Here is a 20,818-nt window from a genome sequence, read left to right as displayed (position 1 = left end):
CGATTAGAGTCAACGAAGACACCGGGTTAGGTCATTCCAACATCACATAAAAAGGACTCCATGCACATGCATTGCCATTAGTCTAGCTTTGAGCTAATGACATTACATTTTGATGGAGTCCCTTCCTGACGGTTCAGATGATCAATCGTTCGGGCGACTTTTGGGGTGAACGGGTATATATGATATAAGCTTTCACTCCAAACCGTCCGTGCATGTTCATGTTATTACTTTTCAGCCGGAAGCGGCGTGAACAGCAGGTTAACAGGCAAGTTACTTCCTGGTGCCGCCGAGAAGAGAATGGTTACACTCTCACCGTACGAACCTGTGCGATACATAACGCTTTGCTCATTAGGTGCAGTTACAGATTTACCTGTGGAAATCTGAACGACCTGTCCATTCACAAGTGCCACACCAGAGTATCTGCCTCCACGAGGGTTGAATGAAATCAACGTGCGCGGAGCAACATTATTCAATGTAATTTTGTACAATACACCGAAGTTACCTGCGTTGGACGCTTCCGTGTAAGCCATAGGGTCCGTTCCTACAAGGTTTGGATCACTTGCATTGTCTCCAAGTGGAAGACGTGCAGGCTTCGATCCTAATTCTTGATCGTACGTAATGATCCGTGTTGCATTCGGGTACGTTCCGCGGTTGTGAACACCATCACGATCCAGAACCGGCAGGCTCGACAACACTTCCATCGGGTCCTTGTTTTCTTCAATCATGATAATGTTGTAATCCAGTTCATAGTCACTGAATACATCCGAATACAAGGAAATGACTTGTCCCTGTTTCATCGGAAGAACGCTCAGATCATTGAGAATCAACTTGCTTTCTCCTGGCTGGATGTACACTTTCTTTTGTCCGGTACCATTCTGCATGGATTGGAACCAACGGTCAATCGACAACTTTCCAGCTACCGTTGCAAAAGGAGACGGTCCTGCAAAACCCATGTTTTGCTGGTCAATGGACGCCGTGTATGCATTGTTGTTTGTCGCTACAACATACATTTTCACGTTTTTGCCCGTGTTGTTCACATGGTGAATCATGAAGCGTGTCTGTCCGAAGGAAGATTCCTTGTACACAATGCCTTCTGTATTCACGGTTTCCGGGCTGTTACTGCGGATCAGCAGACTTGGTTCGTCATAATAGGTGAAAGGAACTTTCTCCAATGCCGGTACTCCACCACCGTCAAAAGTGAACTTCTCACCGACTGGTGTGAACAATTGATTGAAGTCAGTCACACTATAAAGTGTTTCTCCCGTAATATTGATCATCTTGGTATAGCTATCGCTAGCACCATGTTTATCGGTAACTGTAATCGTTACGGTCTTCGGTCCTGGAACAAAGAATGCAAGTGCATTGTTATCCCATTCTGTTTTTACAATTGCGTTCTCATCATCTGTGCTTTGATCAATATAAGTGATTTTCTCACCCATTTTGTATTCTTCTTTATCTGTCGTAAACATTGCGACAGGTGGCAGATTTGGTCTTTCAACCTTAATCGTAACCGAATACGGATCACTCCATTGACCACTTGAATCCTGGACCGCATAGGTTACTGTGTATACACCTGGTTGGTCGAATGAATCCTGACGACCTGTCCAACGCTCATCTACAATGCTGAGTCCCTTGGGAGAGCTGGATCTGGTTGTGTAGGTTACCTGGTCTCCGGCAAAAACCTCTTTTTGTACCGTGAAGCTTGCCACCGGTTTGGTACTCAGATTCAATACAACCGTTTTGGCAGATTGATTTACTTTATACGTAATGTCCAGAGCCTGTGTAATTGAAGTCAACGGCACCATGAACGTATTTTTTTGTTGATAAGCCGCGCCCTTCATCGTTCGGGACACACCATTAACGGTATAGATCTTGCTGTTTGTTTTGAAACGCAGCTCATCTTCACCACTAATAATGATCGTTTCTTTGGTTGTGTTATCATATTTGACATCATAGCCAACCCGATCAACGAGAGCACGGATCGCTACATAGGATACACCATTTTTAACAGCCATCGGCTGTCCAGCAAGATACGTTTTGCCATCTTGCATCATTTTATTACTGTTCATATAAAGAGTGAGGTCTCCACCCCCGCCTCCAGCAACAGATGAACCGCCTGTAGATGGTTGCTCCACTTCAACTGGTGCAGGTGTTTCCTCAGCTGTACCTTCTTCGTCCGTAGGTTCAATTACCGGCTCAACAGGAGTCGCGTCTGTTCCTGTAGGAACATCTGTCTCAAGGTTCTCTTCTTCAGTTGTTTCATTATTTGATGTTGGAGTGTTTGTTCCGGATTTCACTTCGGATTCCGCGATGGTTTGTTCTTTCTTCACAACCTCCACGGATTTAACTTTGGCTGTATTCACTGATGTAGTATCGCTCTGATCTGCTGATTGTGCATTGGCAGGAATCACTGCAAACGCCTGAAACACAGCAAAAGCGGTAAGTATGGACAATTTCTTCTTCAAATTCATTCTTTGTCTTTGGCTCCTTCTGCTCCCATTTTATAAATATCCCCCTCAAAAAGTCATATTATTAGACGCTTGGAACCGGGAAAAGTTGCTAAAAAGTTAAGAGGAGAATTGTAAACTTTTAATAGAAGGAAAATACTATGAAAATAGTTATCTATCAATTATCTTTTTAGCATCCATATCCCAAAATTAACCAATAGAAAATTCCAACAAAAAAATCTCTCCAGGAGATGGTCAATCAGCACCATATCGCAGAGAGATTTAAGGATTGAATAGGCCTAGCGCAAACGGACAGGCAGACTTCCAGTTGGCTGCAGTCCACCTGTTAACACATGGGACAGGGCCCGAACAACTGCGGGTGTATTCTCATACGTACACACATAACTTCCCGGCCTCGAAATCTCCAGCAGATCATATGGATTGCGCAGAGCAATTACAATCAGCGAATGATTCTTACTAAGCTTTTCAACCAAATACTGTTGCCCTTTCGGAAGATGACCTGCCGATGTGTACGTACATACGATAACTTGTTCACTCTCCGACACATCCGCCACTATCCGATCTGCTTCATCATAAGTGGGCTGAGTAGTAATTTTGTGCTCACGAACTCTGCCTCGCAACTGCGAAAGCGCCATACCAAGTGATTCTGTATGAGACCATGGTTCATCCACCTCTGTCCGTTGTACCACCTCAGGCCAGATGACATACACGTCCTTCTCAGGGTCCAACGGTAGCAGCCCTTCATTATGAACAATCGTAATACTGCTTGAAGCAATCGTGAACAGCATCGATTCGTTTCGTTTACTTGAATCACTGGGTTTAGTAGATTCAGTGCAATCAACAGGTTCAACATCTGTTGCTTCGACCATTTCATTCGCTTTCAGCGAAACAAGATGATTATTCTGCTGCCCGCAGCGATTTCTTTTCCATGTCATAATGCGTTCCAACGCCTGATGAATAACTTCTTCCAAGATCCGGCCCGTTCGAACTGCTTCCACAATGGCTTCCAGCGCAGCAACCTGATCTTGCAACGTATGACTCACCAGTATCAGATCTGCTCCTGCCTCCACAGCACGAATCGCAGCTTCAGCTACACCATATGGCTTGGATATTGCATGCATTTCAAGACAGTCTGTAATAATAATGCCTTCAAAACCCATTTCCTCACGTAGCAGACCCGTTAACACCTTATGTGACAACGTTGCCGGAATGGGCTCGGGCTCAATCGAAGGGAACATCACATGAGCTGTCATAATAACATCAACGCCGGCTTCAATCGCCCGGCGGAACGGTAGCAGCTCCATCTGTTCCAGCCTGTTTTGATCATGAGGTACTGTAACCATACCAAGATGAGAATCTACGGCGGTATCTCCGTGTCCAGGAAAATGTTTGGCAGTAGCAGCTATGCCCTGTGATTGATATCCGGTGATGGCTGCTACGCCATGAGTGGCCACACTTTCAGCATGTTCACCATACGAACGCACACCGATAACCGGGTTAAGCGGGTTGTTATTCACGTCGACCACTGGCGCAAGGTTCATATCAATACCGATGCTTTTTAACTCACGACCCAGAATTTGAGCACACTCTAGGGTATAATCCGGATTGCCTGTCGCACCAAGCGCCATATTACCCGGCACTTGGGTCATTCCCTCTTTGTCAATCCGTGCAACCATGCCACCTTCCTGGTCCACCGAAATCATGAGTGGTAGGGCCCCCGCTTCAGCAGCCATATCTTGCAGTTCGGCGGACAGCCGCGTCAATTGATCTACACTTTCGACATTGCGCCGGAAATAAATGACGCCCCCGACGTGATAGTCACGGATTAAGCGAGTAATCTGTTCATCTGCGTGCTGACTGTGAAATCCACACATCAACAATTGTCCTACTTTTTGCTCCAATGTCAGATCATTTAAGAGTTTCATTTGACCTCTCCTCCCGGTTCCCTTGCCACTACGAACCCAATCGTTTACTCTGCCTGTACTCCGAGGGTTTCATGTGGAAGTGTTTATGAAACACCTTGGAGAAGTAACGGCGCTCCTTGAACCCTGTGGCTTCCCCAATCGCTGTAATGCTCCATTCGGTTGTACTCAACAATAAAGCAGCACTTTCCATCCGTTTCTGCGTCATGTATTCTACAAAAGTAACACCCATTTGGGTTTTAAATAGCTGGCAAAAGTAACCCGGGCTGATTCCGAGCCAATCTGAGACTTCATCTATTCCCAAGTCCTGTTGCAGCCGTGCATCCATATACTCACATGCAGACAGGATCAGTTCCGATACAGAAGGACGTGGCTGCGTTTGTTTGCCCTGATAGGCATGGGTAACAACCTCTGCAAATTCAAGGAGTTCCCTCATGGATACGGCCCCTTGCAGTGCATTCCAAAAATTCACTTCGTGCTCTTCAGCGAGGGCCTGTACTTCACGCAGTTCACGAAGCATGTGCACAAGCATAAACCGAAGATTGGTTTCATCTACCTTGCTGAAGGATTGTCCTGAATTCCCCATTTGCTGTTTAAGCCGATCCAATACATCACGTAACCCCTGCTTGTTCCCTTGACGAATCCACCGAGTAACAAGCTCCAGATCTTCTCTTGTAATCCATGAGTTAGCCCCTTTGGAGGCCGTATGATCATGCGATAAGGCGGTTTCGGGACAACTTGCCTTCAGCACCCTGTCTTCACTCTCCGAATGGGACATCAGTATTTTTTGACAATGCCGGTATCGTTCCAGAATTTGACTTTCCAGATTCACAGGCACACCATCCTGAACCACCCTAACCTTCACACCTGAATCCAAGGATAATATCACATTTAATTCGAGACACAGTTGATGGGCCAGTTCCTCTGAGCGACGTTTCCACTCACCCGATGCCTCCAGCAGGATGCACCACTCCCCTTTGCGGGTCGAAAGAATCTGACAGTCACCCGTAATTCTCTCTGCCACTTCCCTAAGTCTGGAAATTACGGTCTCATGCCATCGTTGGTGCTGAAGCTCGGACCAACCGATCGAATGGCGAAAATAACCGACTGCATCCACCAGCAGCAACGTATACGGTGCAGCAGTTGTTATGAATTCAGGAACAGAAGCAGGATAGGCAATCTTCAATGGTGCTTCTCCTCGCAACAGGTCAATCAACTGTTTGTGTCTGATCCAGCTTTCCATCTCTTGGCTGCGATAACGTTGCGATTCGTTTTCCAGACGTCTCTTCTGGATCTGCCCGGCAAGCTCACGCAGTTTAAGTTCCAGATTCAAATAATCAATTGGCTTACATATGTATTCATGTACGTTATATTTAATAGCGGTTCGAGCATATTCAAACTGCTGATAACCGGTCAGCAAAATAATTTCACACGTTTCACCCTGCTCTCGCAGCAAACGAATTAGTTCCAATCCATCCATAGACGGCATCCGAATATCGCACAAGAGAATGTCTGGATGACTTTCTGTAACTTTCCCCAGCGCTTCTACACCACTTCTCGCTGTACCTGTGATTTCAATCCCCATCTCTTCCCAGGGTAAAATGTAGTTCAGATTCTCCAGAATCGGCAGTTCATCGTCAACCAGCATTGCAGTCAGATTCATCCGGCTTCCTCCTGCTCATATAATGGAATGATGCATCGAATAACTGTGCCATACCCCGGTGCTGAACATATAAATATGCCATACCCGGCACCGTATTGAATACGAATTCGATCTGCCACACTTCGTAATCCCAATCCCCTGCGTTCCGTTATGGCCGATAATGATTCCGCCCCTTCCGCGAGCATATCTTCCGGCGGATCTTCTGCCATATACTCAAATCGTGCGAGCATTTCCTGGGGAATACCGATCCCATTATCCTCAACACATAACACCAGATGATCCCGTTCCGCATATGCGCTTATCCGCAGTACACCTGGATAGGTGATCCCCTCAAACCCATGTTGAATGCTATTTTCCACCAGAGGCTGGAGGGTAAGCTTGAGCAGGATTGAGCTGTATAAATGAGGTGGAATGTCAATCTCATAGGTGAACAAATCACTGAACCTGTACTGTTGAATCTCCAGATAACTCTGCAAATGCCTGATTTCCTCACCCAGCGGAATCTCCTCCTGATCCTGAATGCTGATACGAAGCATATTGCCAAGTCTGGTCACCATCTCGCTTACTTTGCGGCCCTCCCCACGCAGCGCTAATCCATTAATGGATTCCAATGTGTTAAACAGAAAATGAGGTTTGATCTGGGCCTGTAGTACACGTAGTTCCGCTTGGGCCTTCTGCTCTTGCTCTGCCCGAACACGACGGAATAATCCCCCGATACGATCCAATAGTTCATTGAACCCTTGCGCAAGCAGCTGCATTTCATCGAACCCTTTTCCTTCCACCCTCGCATTAAAATCACCATCATCCACACGACGCATAAACCTTACAAGTACAGCAATGTTACCCGTAATGCGATTCATGAAAAAAAGATTAAAGATCATCGCTGCGAGCAAGCATAACAGAATAATGATGACAGACCAACCGGCAAAGGCATTTGTTTCCGCAGATAAGGCTTCCCATGAAGTCACACTGACGAGGCTCCAGTTATAGTTCTTCAGATGATATTGCGAAATGATGCTCTCCTTGCCGTCAAAGACCGTTCTGACACTGCTAAAGCCAGGACCGTAACTGCCGGATTCAGCACCAAGATTTTGCATGTTTTCACCGTTATAAATACCAGCAGGATCATAGACGATCAGCCCTTCTTCATTAATTAACAGGAAAGATGTATCCTGTGCCGAATCGCTGATCTGCAGGTGACGGAAGATCCTGTCGATCTCTCCTTTTTTGATCTGAACAACAAGCACCCCGATATTTTGAAAATAACTGAGTTCTTTGACCAGTCTGATCTGGGTGAAGACAGGTTCTATCCCGGTTAATTCGGGATATTCCAGAGGTGCGAGCCATTTGGGCACGCCATTAAGTTGCTGAATTTCGTTGAATAAGGGATGTACTTTGAATTGCTGAAAAGGAAGGGCTTGAAAATTTTCTTTAGTGAAAATGGAGACAATCTGGTTATTCTCAGACGAACGCAAATCATATAAAAAGGCATAACTGATGAACGGATAATTATATAGAAGAGAACGGAAATTGCGCTGGCTGGCATTCAGGGATAACTGATTACCGGTTCCCAGATCCTGCTTGGTCGGATCTTTGGCGTTCAACGCCATTTGGAAAACCGATGTGGCTATACCGTTGTCGGTCACATTGTTAATCTGCTGAAATACATTCTCGATATTATAACTGATGGCCTGAAGCGCATATTCGGCCTGTTGATTGTATTTTTTCTCAATCGTATGTGATGTGACCAGAAACATGCCAATGCCTAGCGCACACATCGGTACAATAATCAGCAGCAGAAATGCCAAGGCCAGCTTCATTCGCAAGTTCATATCCCGTTCTCCCTATCAACTGGTTCATGGTATTAACCTTTGACACCACCCGCAGTTACTCCTTCTATAATTTTCTCCTGGAGTATAGCGTAGATCACAAGTACAGGTACAACGCTGTATACAATACCTGCCGACATCTGGGCATAGTTCATCTGATATTGATCCCGAAACTGGACCATGCCCACTGGCAGCGTACGCAATTTATCGGTGGATAAGAAATAGTTGGCGAGTAAAAATTCGTTCCAGTTGCCGAGGAAATTAACGATAAAAACGGTAACAATAGCGGGAACCGTAAGAGGTATCACTATTTTAGCAAAGATACCCGGGGCCCTCAAGCCGTCCATGACCGCCGCTTCCTCAATTTCTCCAGGCAGAGAACGCATAAAAGCCGCCAGTATAATAATGGTAAAGGGGATCGCATTGGCCACATAGGGCACAATCAATGCCAGATGGGTATCCAATATGCCCATTTTGCGAACAAGCAGATAGATCGGCAGCATAAGTGCATTGTTGGGAATAAGCATACCCGCCAGAATTAAGCTGTACAGAAACAGGCTCCATCTCCGGTGTCTCATCCGGGTTACGGCAAAAGCAAACATGGCACCGAGCACAATCGTACACGCCGACGATAAAACCGAAATGTATAGGCTATTCCAGAAATATGTCCCAATCTTTGCATTCACCCAAGCCTCCACGTAATTGTTAAACTCCCATGTTGTAGGCAGACCGAATGGATTCAAGGCGATTTCATTGTTATCCTGCTTAAATGAAGAGAAGATTACAAATAAAAAGGGAAACAAAATCGCGATTAAATACAATATTAACAACACATGAGGTATACTGCTTTTTAAGCTTTTTGCCATCAATATTCCACCTTCTCGCTCCGCCTCGCTACCAGCAGTTGATACACCGCAGTGAGCACAAGCGTCAGAGCAAAGATCAGCACTGCAATGGTATTGCCATAGCCATATTTGAAGTTGGTAATCGCGTATTTGATCATATATGTGGCCAGAACCTCGGTGGACCCAGCGGGCCCACCTTTGGTCATGACAATCACGATGTCGGCTGCTTTCATGGCACCTGCAATGGACAACATGATCACCACTGAAATGATCGGCCGGATCAGCGGCAACGTAATTCGCATTGCACGTTGTACCGCTGTTGCCCCATCAATTGCAGCCGCTTCATCCAGATCACGGGGAATCGCCAGTATGGCAGCCAGCACCATGACAATGTAAAATCCCGTCCACTGCCAGGCATTGGTCACCAAAATGGACAACATGGCAAATCGGTTATCCGATAACCAGTAGATTGGATCGATGCCCAGCACATGAAGTATTTTGTTTAATAGTCCGATATTGGGTTCATAGATGAACCCCCACAAGATACCGATAACGGCTGTCGACATGATCGATGGTAAAAAAACAGCTGTTTTATACAGACCCTTCAGCCTTTTCACATTGGCAATAAGAAGTGAAAACAGGACGATCAGGGGTACCTGAATCAGTACCGAGAATCCGATGAAAAAGCCGTTATTCCGTGTGGAAATCCAAAAGCGTTCATCGGTCAGTGCCTTCACATAATTGGATAAACCCACAAAACGTGGCTCAGCCGATACCCCATTCCAACTCGTCAGACTGTAATACAGGGAGCTGCCAATAGGATATAAGAAGAACATCACAAACAGAATTAGGGCTGGCATTACAAACAGCGTATAGATTAACGGGCTGCGGAGTGAAGTATTCATGGTCAGCCTCCTTCAGTCACTTCAACGATCGCAGTTTCAACTTGGATTGATTTATTCTACGGAAGCGTTTGCTTCCTCCTGCACCTTTTGCAGCTCTTCTGCCATTTTCTCTGGCGTCGTCTGCCCACCAATCAACTTCTGGATTTGCAGATTGCTGATCTCTGTCGTCACATCGGCCTGAACGAGTGCATCAAATGCCGGGAACGACGTCTTGGACGCATTAAGCACAGCCACAATTTCTTTCATCAGATCATCGGTAATGCTGTCGGTCAGCACTTTCTCGTCCAGCTTCATCGCAGGCAACACACCGTCTTCCACAAGACCACGGACCTGCATATCTTCATTGTAGAAATTTTTGATAAAAGCTTTCACTGCTTCCAGCTTCTGCGGGTCATCCGCCACTGCTGCCGAGAATCCGTATCCATTGTTCACATCACGCATCAAAGACGTCTGATCACCTGCTCCGTTCTCTACCGGAGGCATATTGAAGAATCCAACCTTGCCAATGAGCGATTCACCACTCTGGCCTTCTTTGAATACAGATGATTTCCACGTTCCGTCATACATCAACACCGCTTCTCCGCTCGTAAATTGCGTGGTATATTCGGCATACTCGAAGCCCAGCTCACCTTTTTTGAAATAACCCTTATCCACCCATTCCTTATGTTTGGCAAAACCTTGCACAACACCCGGATCGGTCCACTTCGCTTCACCTGTTGCAAACTTTGCGGTAATCTCTGGTCCGGCATACCGGGACCACAGGTGGTTGGTTAACATAAGCGGTACCCAGCCCGCCTTGGATGCTGAAGCAAGCGGCACTTTGCCATCGGCCTTGATCTCGGCCAGTATATTGTCCAGTTCAGCCATGGTGGTTGGAGCTTTCCATCCTTTTTGTTCGAAGTACTCTTTATTATAGAAAAAACCTTCGCCCGAACCGCCAATCGGCAGTCCATATACTTTGCCTTCATACGTAAACGGTTCAAGCGATGTAAACTGGTCCTGAATGCCCAGCTCTTGCAAGATCGGAGTCAGATCAAGCAGCATACCTTCCTTGGCATAAACTTTGGAATCCGGGCTACCGAACAGTTCAAATATATCCGGCGGGTTACCTGCCGCCATCTCCCCGCGAAGCTTCTCCTTGCGATTCACATCGGATTCGACACCATCCAGCGTAAAGGTCAGATTGGGTATCTCACCCTCAACTTTGTCCACAACATCCTGCAGAATGGCCAGTCTTTTCTGTTTGTCGGCTCCCACCTGCGTGTGACGGAGAAGCATCTCAACCGGTTCCTTACTTGTCTCCTCCACAGGTGTATTGCCTGCGCCCTGCTGTGGCTCGTTACTTGAGCTTGCACATCCCGCCAAAGTCCATGAAGTGATAAGCAATAATGAAAGCAGTAATGTCATTCCTTTTTTCATCTGGTTGACCCTCCTCAAGATATTGAGCATTTGGCTTTACACTCTGATTATAAAAAGCCGGAGCTTACATCGTAAGGATGACAATTCATCAATGGAGGGATAAAATCCTTCACTGGACCCATAATCTTGCATTTACAATGGATATCAGCAAAAAAACAGCCCCTGCGAAACATGTTCGCAAGGACTGCTTGATTGATTGTTTTTACTATATATAAAGGTTAGATTACTTACCTGAACAAGCCACACCAGCCGTTTCCTGGCGACCTTGTTCGATCAGGCGATACGCCCGCTCCACTTCTTCTTCACTTGGTGAAGGAACACCATCCAGTGGATATACTTTACCGAGCGCTTCCCATTTGTAAATCCCCATCTGATGGTATGGAAGAATTTCGAACTTCTCGACGCCATTTAATGTCCCAATAAACCGTCCGAGGTTAAGCAGATCCTCTTCCTCGTTATGAATGCCAGGCACATACACGTGGCGTATCCACATTTTCCGGCCCTGCTCCGATAACCACTTGGCCGTTTTCAACGTTCTCTCGTTGGATTTGCCTGTCAACTTGATGTGTTTCTCATCATCAATATGTTTGAGGTCCAGCAGAACCAGGTCTGTGTGATCCAACAGATCGTGAATCCGTTCCGGTTCGTTAAATCCGTTGCTGTCCAGTGTCGTATGCAATCCCCAGCGGCGCTTCACTTCTTTGAAGATTTCCCCTACAAAGTGGGCCTGTAACGTTGGTTCTCCGCCAGATATCGTGAGTCCGCCTCCAGAGCTGCGGTAGTAGGATAGATAAGGCTCAATTTCAGCCAGTACCTCCTCAAGTGTCATTTCTTTTCCACCATCCAGCGCCCATGTATCAGGGTTGTGGCAATACTGACATTTGAGTAGACATCCTTGCATAAAAAGCACAAAGCGGATGCCTGGGCCGTCAACCGTCCCGAAAGTTTCGAGTGAATGAATATGTCCTTTAACCATGCTGCCTCTTCCTTTCTGTATCCGCATCCGCTGTGCGTTTAATATGATTTGGAATGCCTTGCTCTAACGGTCTTCTACTTGCAAATTACTTACATGGAGCCATGGAACGTACGGTTGATGACATCCAACTGTTGTTCACGAGTCAGTTTAATGAAGTTAACCGCATATCCGGATACCCGTACAGTCAGTTGCGGATAGTTTTCCGGGTGATCCATCGCATCAATCAATTGCTGACGATCAAATACGTTAACGTTCAGGTGATGAGCGTTTTGACCGAAGTACCCATCCATCATCGCAGTCAGATTGGATTTACGTGTAGTCTCCTCTTTACCCAATGCTTTTGGCACGATGGAGAAGGTATTGGAAATACCGTCAAGACTGTGTTCATAAGGCAATTTGGCTACAGATCCAAGGGATGCCAGTGCACCTTTTTTGTCACGACCATGCATTGGGTTCGCACCTGGAGCAAATGGTTCACCTGCTTTACGACCATCCGGTGTAGTCCCTGTTTTCTTACCGTATACTACGTTGGATGTGATCGTCAGAACGGATTGTGTTGGCACTGCGTTACGGTAAGCTTTGTGCTTGCGAATCATGCCCATGAAGTTCTCAACCAGTTCAACAGCAATGCTGTCTACGCTGTCTTCATTGTTACCGTAACAAGGGAAGTCTCCTTCGATTTCGAAATCAACTGCGATGCCTTGTTCGTTACGAATTGGTTTTACTTTGGCATATTTGATTGCACTCAGTGAATCTGCTGTAACCGAGAGACCGGCGATACCACAAGCCATCGTACGTACAATGTCACGGTCATGTAATGCCATTTCGATACGCTCATAACTGTATTTATCGTGCATGTAGTGAATGACGTTGAGGGTGTTCATATACAGCTTCGCCAGCCACTCCATCATTGGTTTGAAGCGTTTCATAACCTCATTGTAATCCAGCACTTCGCTAGTAATGGCAGGATACTCAGGTCCAACTTGTGCTCCGGATTTCTCGTCACGACCACCGTTGATCGCATACAGGAGAGCTTTTGCCAAGTTGGCACGAGCGCCGAAGAATTGCATTTGTTTCCCGATCTTCATAGCCGACACACAGCATGCAATACCGTAATCGTCACCGTAGATTGGACGCATCAGATCATCATTTTCATACTGAATTGAGCTGGTTTCAATGGATACTTTACTGCAATAATCTTTGAAAGCTTCTGGAAGTTTCGTGGACCATAGTACAGTCAAGTTCGGTTCTGGTGCAGGACCCAAGTTGTGCAGTGTATGCAGGAAACGGAAGCTGTTTTTGGTTACACGTGTTTCACCATTCACAGACATACCGCCAATGGACTCAGTCACCCATGTTGGATCTCCACTGAACAGTTCGTTGTAATCCGGTGTACGCAGGAATTTGACAATCCGCAGTTTCATTACAAAATGGTCAACCAATTCCTGAGCCTGTTCTTCGGACAGAATGCCTTCTTGCAGGTCACGCTCAATGTAGATATCCAGGAAAGAAGATACACGTCCGAGTGACATCGCAGCACCGTTCTGTTCTTTGATCGCAGCGAGATAACCGAAGTACAACCATTGGAACGCTTCTTTTGCTGTTGTCGCTGGCAAGGAAATATCGAACCCGTGCATATCGCCCAATTGCTTCAATTCTTGCAATGCACGAATCTGTTCAGACAACTCTTCCCGCAAACGAATGACATCTTCATCAATGACATCAACTTCGAGTGCATTCAATTCACTTTTTTTGTTACGAATTAGGAAGTCTACCCCGTACAAAGCTACACGACGATAGTCACCGATGATCCGGCCACGGCCGTAAGCATCTGGCAGACCTGTAATAATTCCTGCTTTACGCGCTGCACGCATGTCGGATGTATAAGCATCGAATACACCTTGGTTATGTGTTTTGCGAATGTTCGTAAATATATCAATGACACCTTGAGGCAATTCGAAGCCGTATGCTTCACATGCATCAATCATCATCCGGATTCCGCCTGTTGGTTGAATGGAACGTTTGAACGGAGCATCGGTCTGAACGCCGACGATCTGCTCTTTGGATTGATCCAGATAACCGGGTTGGTGAGAAACAATAGTCGCTGGTGTGTTCACATCAACGTCAAGGACACCGCCGTTATCCCGTTCTTTTTTGGTCAGATCAGATACGATCTCCCACAATTCTTTGGTATTCTGGGTTGCACCTGCGAGAAATGCTTCGTCACCGTAATACGGAGACAAGTTGTGTGCCAGAAAATCATTCACATCTACGGATTTGGTCCATGTTCCTTTGGTAAAGTTTCTCCAGCCTGTTTGTTGTTTGACATCTTTTTCAATCACCGACATCTTAATCCCTCCACTAATTTGGATTTCTGGACACATAACATCTTGCTTCATTCGTAGCATTGTGTGCCCAGAGCCGCGATTAATGTGAATTGTTTCACATAAACCGGAACATGTTCTCTCTACTTGGGAACCGGAACCGCGGGATGAATGTTTTTCTTACATTTTCAGTATACGTCTTGGGGCTTTCATCATCTGTGATTTTTGTCACAAAGTCAGTGAACTAACTCACTCCACCTGCGTTGTGTCCCATTGAACCCGGTAAATTCACACTTAGCCACTGCGCGGGCAGAACAACTTCCGATCGCTGTTATCCCCGGATTTTTTCAATTTTATTTTTCAAAGGGGAAATTCCGGGGATAAAGGCGAACGCTCCGCTTCTTCAGTTTTTTCTGCCCTCTCCGTTATTGTGTGAACATCTGGCTCAAACGGCCACATCACGGATTCCGTGCCACCTCTTTTGAACCCTTTGCTCCTCTATGCTTGGAGCAAATCAAATCTTAGAATAAATCCTGAAAAACAGGTGCTTCGCTCTTCTGTTTTTCTGCCCTCTTCGTTCTTGTGTGAACATCTGGTTCAAACAGCCAGATCACGGATTTCGTGCCACCTCTTTAAGAACCCTTTGCTCCTCTATGCTCGGAGCAAATCAAATCTTAGAATAAATCCTGAAAAACAGGTGCTTCACTCTTCTGTTTTTCTGCCCTCCGTTATTGTGTGAACATCTGGCTCAAACGGCCACATCACGGATTCCGTGTAACCTCTTTAAGAACCTTTGCTCCTCTATGCTCGGAGCAAATCAAATCTTAGAATAAATCCTGAAAAACAGATGCTTCGCTCTTCTGTTTTTCTGCCCTCTCGTTATTGTGTGAAAGACGGCAATCGGGGCTCCCCTCTCGGGGAACCCTGATCTTCTTGCCGTAAGGCACACTTCGTTCTGAATTTGTTATTCAAACTTTCCGTAGAAAGCGTTGCGGTACACATCAGCCAGTTCAGTTACCAGCGGCAACTTCGGATTGGCGGTTGTACATTGGTCTTCGAAGGCACGGTCTGCCAGATAATCCACATGTGCTTCAAAGTCTTTGGCATCAAATCCGATTTCCTGGAACGATTCTTCAATGCCCAATGTTTTGTTCAGTTTGCGAATCGCATTGATAAGACTGGTTACGCCTTCTTCTGTTGTACGAGCAGGCAATCCCAAGATGCGGGCGATTTCGGCATACCGCTCATCCGCTACAAAGTGCGAATATTTCGGGAACGATGCAAATTTGGTCGGTTTTTTCGCGTTGTAACGAATGACGTGTGGCATCAGAATGGCATTGGTGCGTCCGTGTGCGGTATGGTACTGACCGCCCCATTTGTGCGCCAAGCTGTGGTTAATGCCCAGGAATGCGTTGGCAAATGCCATACCAGCAATAGTGGAAGCATTATGCATTTTCTCACGTGCCAGTTTATCTCCTTGCAGTGCCGATTGCTCCAGGTATTGGAACACCAGTTGAATGGCTTTGATCGCAAGTCCATCCGTGTAATCATTTGCCATGACAGACACATATGCTTCAATCGCATGCGTCAGTACATCCATACCTGTATCTGCAACGGCTGTTCTAGGCAGGGAGTATACAAACTCTGGATCAACAATGGCTACGTCTGGTGTCAGCTCATAGTCGGCCAATGGATATTTGGTGTTACCTTGATTTTTATCTGTGATAACCGCGAACGATGTCACTTCAGAACCTGTACCGGATGTTGTTGGGATCGCTACAAATTTCGCTTTTACGCCGAGACGTGGATATTTGTAGATCCGTTTGCGGATATCCATGAATTTTTGTTTCAGATCGTTGAAGTCCGTATCCGGATATTCATAGAACAACCACATGGCTTTGGCAGCATCCATCGGTGATCCACCGCCAAGTGCGATAATGCAGTCTGGCTGGAAGCGGCGCATCATTTCTGTACCGCGGTCTACCGTTGTTGTCGATGGATCTGGCTCAACATCGGAGAATACTTCGATCGCTACTGGCATTTGGCGTTGACGCAGATAGTGTTCTACCTTTTCAACATATCCAAGTTTCACCATCATGGCATCCGTAATAATCGCTACACGTGTGATGTCAGGCATTTTGGCAAGATACTGCGTTGCCCCTTTTTCGAAGTAGACTTTGTTTGGCACTTTGAACCATTGCATATTCACGGTACGGCGAGCCACCCTTTTCACATTGATTAAGTTCACAGCGGTTACGTTGGAAGAAGTCGAGTTACGTCCGTATGATCCGCATCCCAGTGTCAATGACGGCATGTTTGTGTTGTAGATATCCCCGATGGCACCGTGTGTGGATGGCGAGTTCACAATAATCCGTCCGGTTTGCAGACGATCTGCAAATTTGCCGATCACTTCTTCATTTGTGGAGTGGATAACCGAGGAGTGACCCATGCCGCCAAAAGCAACCACTTCTGCTGCACGCTCAATACCCTCTGCTGCCGTTTTAACTTTGTAACAAGCCAGTACCGGACTTAATTTCTCAGCCGACAATGGGAATTTTGTACCTACCCCTTCAATCTCGGCCACGAGAATTTTGGTGCCTGTTGGAACTTCAATACCGCACAATTTCGCAATGCTTACCGCAGATTGACCAACAATCGCCGGGTTCACCGCACATTTCTCGGCATTAATCGCACCTGCTGTCAATTTTGCTGCTTCATCTTTGTTAACAAAGTAACAGCCATTGGCTATCATTTTTTTCTTCACTTGATCAAAGATAGGTTCTTCAATGATGACCGCTTGTTCAGAAGCACAGATCATGCCGTTATCGAAAGATTTGGACAGGATCAAATCCGTCACTGCCTGATTGATATCTGCGCTTTTCTCGATAAAGCAAGGTACGTTACCCGGTCCTACACCCAGTGCAGGTTTACCACAGCTGTACGCTGCACGTACCATGCCTGATCCGCCTGTTGCCAGAATGAGAGCCACATCATTGTGATTCATCAGTTCGTTTGTACGATCCATAGAAGGATCATCAATCCACTGAATACAATCCGCTGGTGCACCATGTTTCACAGCCGCTTCCAACAGGATTTTAGCAGCTTCCCGGCTACAATTCTGTGCAGATGGGTGGAAACCAAAGATGATTGGGTTACGCGTCTTGATGGAGATCAGTGCTTTAAACATCGTTGTTGATGTTGGATTCGTAACCGGGGTAATCCCCATAATAATACCAACCGGCTCCGCAATTTTCTGGAAGCTCTCATATTCGTTATCTTCAATCACACCTACGGTTTTGTCATACTTAATGCTGTGGTACACATATTCTGTTGCAAATATATTTTTGGTGATTTTATCCTCATATACTCCGCGGCCTGTTTCTTCTACGGCCATCTTGGCGAGCATCATGTGTTTATCCAGACCCGCAAGCGCCATCGCTTGCACAATCCGGTCAATCTGCTTCTGGTCCATCTTCATGAATGCGGCGTGTGCTTTATTCGCTTTGTCAATTAACGTTTGAATATACTGACCTGCTGTCGGTTCTTTTGCTGGGGCGACTTCGTTCTTTACAGCCATCTCCCTCATCCTCCTAAAGGTTCGTATTAGTTTGTCTCTCTCGTTTACATTCACATCGTAACATGACAATAAACTTAATTATGTGATTTTTTTCACAAAGTATAACAAATTTAATTTAAGTTTTGTAGTGTCCTTCATACGACCATTTTCACTTTCTATTTAAAATATAGGGCTATAAAATTCATCCTCTCCATTAAAAGTGAATTTTATCACAATGTTTGAAATTTCGTCATTTTTGCCCCCTTTCCTTCCCCCTCAAACGGTAAGATTAGGTATATACTGAACTTAAAAATTGAACCACCGCAATTTGTACCGTCCTTCCTCCCGGCCGAGATGACCCTGATCAGGACGGCAACGGTTTGCGGCGAACCTCGGAGGCTACTGCTTACTACAGAAGGTCGTCCGATGGACATAAAGGGGAGATAGACTTATGAGAGAACTAACAACTGTACTGGAAAAGCGCGGTAATACCAACTGTTTCTCGGAAGCAAATTTCAACCATCTGCTGGTTACCATGAAAGATAGAACTTATCCGGAAGGTACACATCTGTACTGGGAAGGCGACATCTCTGACAAACTTTATTATATGAAACGGGGTCGTGCCCAGATCACCAAATCCACGGATGAAGGCAAGGAACTGATCATGTACATGTATCAATCCGGTGATATGATTGGCCAGGCTGATCCCTTCTTTGGCTCTAAACACAGCTTCTCAGCGGAAGTTCTGGAGGATAGTGAGATTGGTGTACTGGAGCATAAAGACTTGGAGATGTTAATCTGCCAGCATTGTGACTTTGCGATCGACTTTATGAAATGGATGGGCATCCACCACCGGTTGACACAGACCAAATTCCGGGACCTCATGTTATATGGCAAACCGGGTGCACTCTGCTCCACCCTCATTCGGTTGTCGAATTCGTATGGTGAGCCTCATGGGGAGCATGTCATTATTCACAAAAAAATCACCCACACGGACCTGTCCAATATGATTGGAGCCACTCGTGAAAGTGTAAACCGCATGTTAAGCGATCTGCGCAAGAAAGATGCGATTGAATATGACAATGGCATGATTGTCATCAAAGATCTGAAGATGCTGCAAGGGATCTGTCACTGTGAACTTTGCCCGAACGAGATCTGTCGTATTTAATATTTGAATATGTTAATCGGATATTGCTTATATATTATAATGAAAAAAGCCCAGTTCTCTAAAAAGAGATTGGGCTTCTTGGTATACTTAGGATGCATTGGTCAATTCAAGCTTTACCGCATCACGTGGATTCAATTTCATGTCCAGACCATTTTCCATTAATTCTTTGTCATTCACCATAATGACCCACCGCTCATTCATACGAGGCGTGACATTCTCGACCGAAACGACAAATTTGTTATTCTCAGACATTCTTACAATGCCGCTGGACTTCAACACATCGCGAACTGTGCACTCTTGAACGTAGACGCCGGCATATTGACGATTAAGGGTTGGCATAATGTTTCCACCGCTAACCTTGAGTAACGTTGTCTGATATGCAACGCCATCCCCCCCACTGTCAGCGGCTTTCACGTAAATGATCACTTCATCTTTGGCATGAAGTTCCATGTCCCAATCTTCCTGCTCAATATCCTTGCCATTTAATTTGACAGCCCAGCTAAGCGAAGAATCCAGAGAAACTTCACCGACGGATTGAATCCGTTTGCCATCTGCCGTAAAATCAACCAGTCCGCTATTGAGTAATGCTTTTTTGAGTGTCAATCCCTCACTAAAATCTCGCTTAATGGACTTTGTTGCATCAGGCAAAAACGTACTGCCATCTACAGCCACTGTGATCGTATTCGCTGTTTCTGTCTCCTTGACAATTGGCTGCTCAGAAGGCTGTGTCTCACTACAACCAGCCAAGATCGCCAGTAGGAGCATACATACACCTATGTAACCGGGGATTTTCTTCATCATGTAGGTAACACCACCCTGCGTAAAATCATTCACCCTGTTGTCCATAACCTCTATTATGGCACAACTTTCGGCAAAAAAAAGTGTCAAAGCCGTTACTTTTATAGGGTGTCCCCTCCAAATAGGGCTTGTACAAGAAAGAGAGCCTGCACACAGGCTCTCCAATCTAATTCATTTTTATGTTCGAATTGGTTACGTTATCACTGGACACTAGCCTGCATATATGTCCGTCCTCCATCGCCATCTTTCAGATATGGATTAAGCCCGAAGAACTGCTCCTCAGATACATATACACCTGTCAGCAATCGACCTTCAAGTAATCCACCATCCACCTGTACACAACATGAAGGTGCGTCTACATACTCCTGATATAGCGGAATCTGCCCATATTGTTGATGGACCTTGAATACCTTGCCTTGCTCGTGCAAAGGCCGTTCCGAGAAATAGGTAGGCACAATATAACGGGCAATGACATCCAGTTCCTGCACGCTATAAAAGGGTTCATCCCCAAGCCATGGTGCAAACATTCGAATCTTCTCATATTGAGACCAGACAACCGCCTGAATCAGCATTTCTGCCTGAACCAACCGACCTTCTCCCACATCCAGAACCAACCGCTCACCATGGATGGTATCTTCCATCTGAGAAGTCTTTGAATCAGGTTGTCCCAGCTCACATCCGATACACTTCCAGCCCCTGGACGTTTGAATCCATTTTTGCAGCACCGCCGGAGCTAATCTCGGACCATCGCTGTTCACAGAATGCGTATTCACTTCGGCAAGATCATCCATAACCGAACGGGAATATGCTGTGCGCTTAAACAACTCCGCAGCTTTTTTGTAAATCAGATGTACCTGAATGGATGCGCTCTCAAGTTCTGCAATATCTTTTTTGCCGTAGCGTACTTCACGGGATAAGCTTTCTTCTCTCATGACAAGTGGGCCT

The 20,818-nt window shown here is 45.9% G+C and carries 13 protein-coding genes; 1 reads left to right on the top strand and 12 read right to left on the bottom strand.

Going from position 1 to position 20,818, the window contains the following annotated elements; all coding sequences use genetic code 11:
* Positions 1-224: 224 nt before the first annotated feature.
* The 10 genes from BLS69_RS03885 to adhE form a co-directional block, all read right to left on the bottom strand.
* Positions 225-2,471, bottom strand: coding sequence for a stalk domain-containing protein (locus tag BLS69_RS03885; RefSeq protein WP_091028789.1), 2,247 nt, complete (start codon positions 2,469-2,471; stop codon positions 225-227).
* A gap of 275 nt (positions 2,472-2,746) precedes the next feature.
* Positions 2,747-4,393 (bottom strand): beta-N-acetylhexosaminidase, encoded by a 1,647-nt coding sequence (gene nagZ, locus BLS69_RS03880; protein ID WP_091028786.1) that lies wholly within the window; start codon positions 4,391-4,393, stop codon positions 2,747-2,749.
* Between the two features lie 28 nt (positions 4,394-4,421).
* Entirely contained in the window at positions 4,422-6,053 is a 1,632-nt protein-coding gene (locus BLS69_RS03875) for a response regulator transcription factor (RefSeq protein WP_091028784.1), read from the bottom strand.
* Positions 6,050-7,885: a cache domain-containing sensor histidine kinase gene (locus BLS69_RS03870; protein WP_091028780.1), complete on the bottom strand. Its 1,836-nt coding sequence runs from the start codon at positions 7,883-7,885 to the stop codon at positions 6,050-6,052. The genes BLS69_RS03875 and BLS69_RS03870 overlap by 4 nt, the downstream gene beginning before the upstream one ends.
* A gap of 32 nt (positions 7,886-7,917) precedes the next feature.
* Positions 7,918-8,748 (bottom strand): carbohydrate ABC transporter permease, encoded by an 831-nt coding sequence (locus BLS69_RS03865; RefSeq protein WP_091028779.1) that lies wholly within the window; start codon positions 8,746-8,748, stop codon positions 7,918-7,920.
* A complete protein-coding gene (locus tag BLS69_RS03860; RefSeq protein ID WP_036614432.1) occupies positions 8,748-9,632 on the bottom strand; it encodes a carbohydrate ABC transporter permease in 885 nt (294 codons plus the stop codon). The genes BLS69_RS03865 and BLS69_RS03860 overlap by 1 nt, the downstream gene beginning before the upstream one ends.
* A 51-nt stretch (positions 9,633-9,683) precedes the next feature.
* A complete protein-coding gene (locus BLS69_RS03855) occupies positions 9,684-11,051 on the bottom strand; it encodes an ABC transporter substrate-binding protein (RefSeq protein WP_091028776.1) in 1,368 nt (455 codons plus the stop codon).
* Between the two features lie 223 nt (positions 11,052-11,274).
* On the bottom strand, positions 11,275-12,027 hold the full coding sequence (pflA, locus tag BLS69_RS03850; protein ID WP_091028774.1) for a pyruvate formate-lyase-activating protein: 753 nt from the start codon (positions 12,025-12,027) through the stop codon (positions 11,275-11,277).
* Between the two features lie 89 nt (positions 12,028-12,116).
* Positions 12,117-14,375 carry a formate C-acetyltransferase gene (pflB, locus tag BLS69_RS03845; RefSeq protein WP_091028772.1) on the bottom strand — a complete coding sequence of 753 codons (2,259 nt, stop codon included), beginning with the start codon at positions 14,373-14,375 and terminating at the stop codon, positions 12,117-12,119.
* A gap of 940 nt (positions 14,376-15,315) precedes the next feature.
* Positions 15,316-17,928, bottom strand: a complete 2,613-nt coding sequence (gene adhE, locus BLS69_RS03840) for a bifunctional acetaldehyde-CoA/alcohol dehydrogenase (RefSeq protein ID WP_091028769.1) — start codon at positions 17,926-17,928, stop codon at positions 15,316-15,318.
* A gap of 430 nt (positions 17,929-18,358) precedes the next feature.
* Here adhE and BLS69_RS03835 point away from each other — a divergent pair, with 430 nt between their 5' ends.
* Positions 18,359-19,075, top strand: a complete 717-nt coding sequence (locus tag BLS69_RS03835) for a Crp/Fnr family transcriptional regulator (protein ID WP_076333276.1) — start codon at positions 18,359-18,361, stop codon at positions 19,073-19,075.
* A gap of 87 nt (positions 19,076-19,162) precedes the next feature.
* Here BLS69_RS03835 and BLS69_RS03830 read toward each other — a convergent pair whose 3' ends face one another.
* Both BLS69_RS03830 and BLS69_RS03825 read right to left on the bottom strand, forming a co-directional pair.
* Positions 19,163-19,876 (bottom strand): hypothetical protein, encoded by a 714-nt coding sequence (locus BLS69_RS03830; protein ID WP_133385433.1) that lies wholly within the window; start codon positions 19,874-19,876, stop codon positions 19,163-19,165.
* A gap of 197 nt (positions 19,877-20,073) precedes the next feature.
* Positions 20,074-20,805: a hypothetical protein gene (locus BLS69_RS03825; RefSeq protein WP_091028765.1), complete on the bottom strand. Its 732-nt coding sequence runs from the start codon at positions 20,803-20,805 to the stop codon at positions 20,074-20,076.
* Positions 20,806-20,818 lie beyond the last annotated feature (13 nt).

It is taken from the genome of Paenibacillus sp. CF095, from assembly GCF_900101225.1.
In the GTDB taxonomy this organism is placed as follows: domain Bacteria; phylum Bacillota; class Bacilli; order Paenibacillales; family Paenibacillaceae; genus Paenibacillus.
Note: the sequence above shows the minus strand (reverse complement) of the source record. Positions and strands in the feature narration are given on the sequence as shown.